Source organism: Mesorhizobium sp. (assembly GCF_004962925.1).
Lineage (GTDB): Bacteria > Pseudomonadota > Alphaproteobacteria > Rhizobiales > Rhizobiaceae > Mesorhizobium.
On record NZ_SUEO01000330.1, the window covers coordinates 1 to 4665 of the forward strand.

Genomic DNA, 4665 nt, shown 5'->3' on the forward strand with positions numbered 1-4665 from the left:
CCCCTGGTCATCATCTGGTTCGGCATCGGCGAGCCGTCGAAGATCCTGGTGATCGCCATCGCCATGCTGGCACCGGTCGCGCTGTCGACGGCTTCGGGCGTTCGCGGCGTCTCGCAGGAACGCGTCAACGCGGCCCGCTCGCTTGGCGCGACGCGGGCGCAGGTCATACGGCATGTGATCCTGCCTAGCGCTCTGCCCTCGATCCTGACCGGCCTGCGCATCGCGCTTGGCGCCGGCTGGTCGACGCTGGTCGCCGCCGAGTTGGTGGCGGCGACGCGCGGGCTTGGCTTCATGATCCAGTCGGCCGCCCAGTTCCTCGTCACCGACGTGGTGGTGATGGGTATCCTGGTGATCGCTGCCATCGCCTTCGTGCTTGAATTCATCATCCGCAGGCTCGAGCGCGCGCTCGTTCCTTGGGCAGGACGGGAGTGAAGAAAGGAGAGACAGTGATGGACCATTCCACCGCAACGCTGTTTGCCTTTCTTGGCAGCCGGCTTCGCCTGATCCAGGCCAGGGACAGTCAGGCGGCCGAGGACGAGCCCAGATCGCCAGTCCCCGTCCGATTGGACGCCGAGCGCAACCGCCTGCCGCCGCGCGACGAAAGCTTCTACTGGGCCTGGCAGTATTGGTCACAGTGAATAGCGCCGACCCCGGCTCGCGCCATCTGATCTGATCCCTGCAACCAGACGTTCAGTGCGGTGCTGGCACTCATGACGTCGCCGAGGCTGTCTCCCTGACCGACCGCTTGGTCAGCAGCGACACCCCAAACCGCTGCGCACCGCGGTCCAAGTCCGAGGGCTTGCTTTGAGCGCTATGCATTGGCTCAACTGCGCGAACGGTTCGCCCACACCAATCCCACCAGCCCGACCAGCATGGCGACGATACCGACATAGAGCCATTGCGACTGGCCGGTCATGAAGCTGCCGCCGACGAGGCCGATGCCTTGCAGCGACCAGAGCGCACCGATGGCGAGCACCAACAACGCAAGCAGATTCTTGATCAATCTCATCGCCGAAATTTCCTTCTCAAGTCGATCGTCAATTCAGCCTTGACCGCTATGACAAAGCAAAAGGAAGCAACCCGACCGCATTCGCCTCTGCTTGTATATCGACGTCGGATATCGGGGCGAAGACCATCAGTGATGCGCGGCAACGCCGCAAAACCTCTGACAAAGTGTTTCCCGCCGACTCCAAAATTGTGCCGTTGCCATGGAACCGCCAGATAGCTGCCGCATTTTGCGCCCCATTCGGCCCTAACGGCTCCGGTCTGTCAACGGAGCCAATTCCCCACAAATGAAGAAATCCAACCAGACCGCGCTTGTCGCGGCGACGATCGCGGCTGGCCTGATGGTCGGCGCATCGATCTCCCCTGCCGCCGCTCAATGCGGCCGCGCCTCCTGGTACGCACTGCACTCGAAGACCGCTTCCGGCGAGCGGATGAACCCGTCGGCACTGACCGCCGCGCACCGCACTTTGCCTTTCGGCACCAAGCTGAAGGTCACCAACCGCAACAACGGCCGCAGCGTCGTCGTGCGCATCAACGACCGCGGCCCGTTCATCAAGGGACGCGTGATCGACCTGTCGAAGGGCGCCGCCAGCCGGCTTGGCTTCATCAGCTCGGGCCATACCTCCGTGTGCACGGCCCGCGTGTGATGCCACGCGTCTGAGATATGCTGTCCGGTCTCACGGCCGGATGGCCGCAAGCCTGACGCGATTGCCCAGGCTCTCCCCAGCGCCTTCGCAGTTGCACAATAAGCCGGCTCCCGTCGTTCATAGCCGATTTTCAACGCCTTGGACGAAAGGATGAGCATAAATCAGGTCACTTGACGTATTGCATCGCAGCAATTTGTTGTTAACGTCCGCGCGAGACATCTAAGGCTCGGCGCTGCCGTCGTCCCTTTGGTCGCAGCAGCGGGGTTCTCGATGTTCTACCAGCTCTACGAATTGAACCACGCCGCCCTGCAGCCGGCCCGCCTCTATGCCGATGCGGTACGGATGCTCTACACCAATCCGCTCAATCCGCTTTCGCACACGTCCTGGGGCCGCTCCGTCGCGGCAACGGCCGAATTGTTCGAGCGCACCACGCGCCGCTACAGCAAGCCGCAATTCGGCCTGACCAAGACCGTGGTCGACTGGAAAAGCGTCGAGGTCACCGAAAAGACGGTGTGGTCGCGGCCGTTCTGCAATCTGCTCCGTTTCGAGCGGGCGGTTCCCGCCGGCCGCCGGCCTGATCCGAAGCTGCTGATCGTGGCGCCGATGTCCGGTCACTATGCGACGTTGCTGCGCGGCACGGTCGAGGCCATGCTGCCCCATGCCGACGTGCACATCACCGACTGGGTCGACGCACGCATGGTGCCGCTCAGCGAGGGCAGCTTCGACCTCGACGACTACATCGACTACATCGTCGACATGCTGCATGCGCTAGGCCCCGACACCCATGTCATGGCGGTGTGCCAGCCTTCGGTGCCGGTGCTGGCGGCGGTGGCGCTGATGGAAACGCGCGGCGATCCGTTCGTTCCCTCGACGATGACGCTGATGGGCGGGCCAATCGATACCCGCCGCAATCCGACCGCGGTCAATCTCCTGGCCGAGGAAAAGGGCATCGACTGGTTCCGCGACAACGTCGTCATGCAGGCGCCGTGGCCGGTGCCGGGCTTCGGCCGTGAGGTCTATCCCGGCTTCCTGCAGCTTTCGGGCTTCATGAGCATGAATCTCGACCGCCACATCATCGCCCACAAGGACTTTTTCATGCATCTGGTGAAGCATGATGGCGACAATGCCGAGAAGCACCGCGACTTCTACGACGAATATATGGCGGTGATGGATCTGACGGCGGAGTTCTACCTGCAGACGGTCGACACCGTGTTTGTCCGCCACGCTCTGCCCAAGGGCGAAATGACGCATCGCGGCGTGGCCATCGATCCCTCAGCGATCCGCAATGTCGCCCTGTTCACCGTCGAGGGCGAGAACGACGACATTTCCGGCCTCGGCCAAACCCAGGCCGCGCACGACCTCTGCGTCAACATTCCCGCAGACAGGCACGCTCATTACATGCAGCCGGCGGTCGGCCATTACGGCGTCTTCAACGGCTCGCGCTTCCGCTCCGAAATCGTGCCGCGCATTGTCGACTTCATCACCAGCTATGGCCGCCAGACCCGCGTTGCCGTGAAGCCGAAGCTGGTCCGCACCGCCAAAAAGTAAGACAGTAGCCCTATGAGGCCCGGATGGCCGCCGCTCAAATCGACCTGTTGCACAATAGCCGCGTTTTCGGCCGTGCCGGTAACCATGTCGCAAATCTGGCCGTTCGTATAATTGACGGGACTGTGAATCGCCCTTAACGTTTCGTTAACAACAAGGGACGAGGGGGACAATGATTTCCTCACCAATGGCGAGAACGCTGCGCGTGTGCGCACTGGCAGGGCTGGCACTTGCGGCAGGCTGGTCGACGGCGGCCTCGGCGGCCGGGCCAATGACAACCGGCAGCGCGACATCGCAGCCGATCGGCCATTACGATTTCTGCAAGACCAATCCGGCCGAATGCTCGATCCGCCCGGGCAATCTCGCCCCCGCCACCATGACCGGCTCGCTCTGGCGCAAGATGCTCAGCGTCAACGCCAGGGTCAACGCCGCCGTCAAGCCGATAAGCGACTTCGACATCTACGGCAAGGACGAGGTCTGGGCCTATCCGGTCAAAGGTGTTGGCGACTGTGAGGACTATGTCCTGGAGAAGCGCCGCGAATTGAACCGCATGGGCGTGTCCTACGCCGATCTTCTGATGACCGTGGTGCGCAAGCCCGACGGCGAGGGCCATGCAGTGCTGACGGTGCGCACGAGCAAGGGCGACTACATCCTCGACAATCTGGACGGAAAGGTCCGCGCGTGGGACCGGACCGGCTACCGCTTCCTCAAGCGGCAGGCGATCGACAATACCGGCCGCTGGGTCTCGATTCGTGATGGCCAGCAGGTTCTGGTCGGCGCGGTCCAGTAACAGGCCATCACTTTGGCTGCTTCAAAGCGGCGCGGATCGATGCGGTGATGCGGCGAAGCTCCGCTTCGTCGAGTTTCTCGATGTTTTCGGCCAACAGATTGGCAAGCTCGGTGGCGGCGGGGCTGAGGCCTGACGTATCGAGCTTCACCCGCGGGTGCGAGGTCTCGGCCAGCCGCGCGAGCTCTTCCGCATCGTCCCATATGACATTGAAATAGCCGATGATCTTCTGGATCAGCGTCCAGGTCGGCGCGCCGCGACGGCCATGCTCCAGCGCCGACAGATAGGCGGCGCTGACGCCGATCGCCTCGGCCATGGCCTTTTGGCTGACGCCGCGTTCGCTTCGCAGTGCGCGAAGCTTTTCGCCGAACGGCGTCACAAGTTCGTTCTCATGGGCGCGCCCGCCGCAGGCGGACATAGAGCGCGCCCGAGCCGCCATGGTTGCGGGCGGCATGATCGTGGCTGGAGACGAGCGGCCTGAATGCGGGTGTCGACAGCCAAACCGGCACGGCGCGCCGCAAGACGCCGTCGCCGCCCGACGAGGAGCCCTTGCCGGTGATGACCAGCACATAACGGATGCCGCCGGCGTGCGCCCGGTGCAGGAAGGAAAACAGCAGCGAATAGGCTTCGTCCTGGGTCAGGCCATGCAGATCGACGCGGCCTTCGATCGGCAGCCGACCC

The 4665-nt window shown here is 63.3% G+C and carries 8 protein-coding genes; 5 read left to right on the plus strand and 3 right to left on the minus strand.

Annotated elements, in window-relative coordinates; translation table 11 throughout:
- Together E5W87_RS34130 and E5W87_RS34135 are read left to right on the plus strand one after the other, a co-directional pair.
- Positions 1-432: ABC transporter permease subunit (locus tag E5W87_RS34130; protein ID WP_292407952.1), on the plus strand; the 432-nt coding region annotated here is incomplete at its 5' end.
- 17 nt (positions 433-449) lie between these two features.
- Complete coding sequence (locus E5W87_RS34135; protein ID WP_292407955.1) at positions 450-638, plus strand: hypothetical protein; 189 nt, start codon at positions 450-452, stop codon at positions 636-638.
- 185 nt (positions 639-823) lie between these two features.
- Here the strand turns inward: E5W87_RS34135 and E5W87_RS34140 are convergent, their stop codons facing one another.
- Positions 824-1009, minus strand: coding sequence for a hypothetical protein (locus E5W87_RS34140; RefSeq protein ID WP_292407957.1), 186 nt, complete (start codon positions 1007-1009; stop codon positions 824-826).
- A 283-nt stretch (positions 1010-1292) separates the two neighbouring features.
- Here E5W87_RS34140 and E5W87_RS34145 point away from each other — a divergent pair, with 283 nt between their 5' ends.
- The 3 genes from E5W87_RS34145 (at position 1293) to E5W87_RS34155 (ending at position 3987) form a co-directional block, all read left to right on the plus strand.
- Positions 1293-1652 (plus strand): septal ring lytic transglycosylase RlpA family protein, encoded by a 360-nt coding sequence (locus E5W87_RS34145; RefSeq protein ID WP_292407960.1) that lies wholly within the window; start codon positions 1293-1295, stop codon positions 1650-1652.
- Positions 1653-1922: 270 nt separating this feature from the next.
- Entirely contained in the window at positions 1923-3200 is a 1278-nt protein-coding gene (locus E5W87_RS34150) for a polyhydroxyalkanoate depolymerase (RefSeq protein WP_292407962.1), read from the plus strand.
- A gap of 169 nt (positions 3201-3369) precedes the next feature.
- The gene (locus E5W87_RS34155) at positions 3370-3987 is read left to right on the plus strand and encodes a transglutaminase-like cysteine peptidase (protein WP_292407964.1); all 618 of its coding nucleotides are present in this window, start codon (positions 3370-3372) and stop codon (positions 3985-3987) included.
- Between the two features lie 7 nt (positions 3988-3994).
- On the opposite strand, the gene E5W87_RS34160 is transcribed toward E5W87_RS34155, so the two are convergent.
- Together E5W87_RS34160 and E5W87_RS34165 are read right to left on the minus strand one after the other, a co-directional pair.
- Complete coding sequence (locus E5W87_RS34160; RefSeq protein WP_095485104.1) at positions 3995-4363, minus strand: helix-turn-helix transcriptional regulator; 369 nt, start codon at positions 4361-4363, stop codon at positions 3995-3997.
- 10 nt (positions 4364-4373) lie between these two features.
- Positions 4374-4665, minus strand: a 292-nt coding sequence (locus E5W87_RS34165; RefSeq protein ID WP_292407966.1) for a Smr/MutS family protein, incomplete at its 5' end; no start/stop codon positions are given.

What these genes read in the sequence shown, in the direction of transcription:
- E5W87_RS34135 (WP_292407955.1), top strand. Translation starts at nt 450, where the DNA reads ATGGACCATTCCACCGCAACGCTGTTTGCCTTTCTTGGCAGCCGGCTT.
- E5W87_RS34140 (WP_292407957.1), bottom strand. Translation starts at nt 1,009, where the DNA reads ATGAGATTGATCAAGAATCTGCTTGCGTTGTTGGTGCTCGCCATCGGT.
- E5W87_RS34145 (WP_292407960.1), top strand. Translation starts at nt 1,293, where the DNA reads ATGAAGAAATCCAACCAGACCGCGCTTGTCGCGGCGACGATCGCGGCT.
- E5W87_RS34150 (WP_292407962.1), top strand. Translation starts at nt 1,923, where the DNA reads ATGTTCTACCAGCTCTACGAATTGAACCACGCCGCCCTGCAGCCGGCC.
- E5W87_RS34155 (WP_292407964.1), top strand. Translation starts at nt 3,370, where the DNA reads ATGATTTCCTCACCAATGGCGAGAACGCTGCGCGTGTGCGCACTGGCA.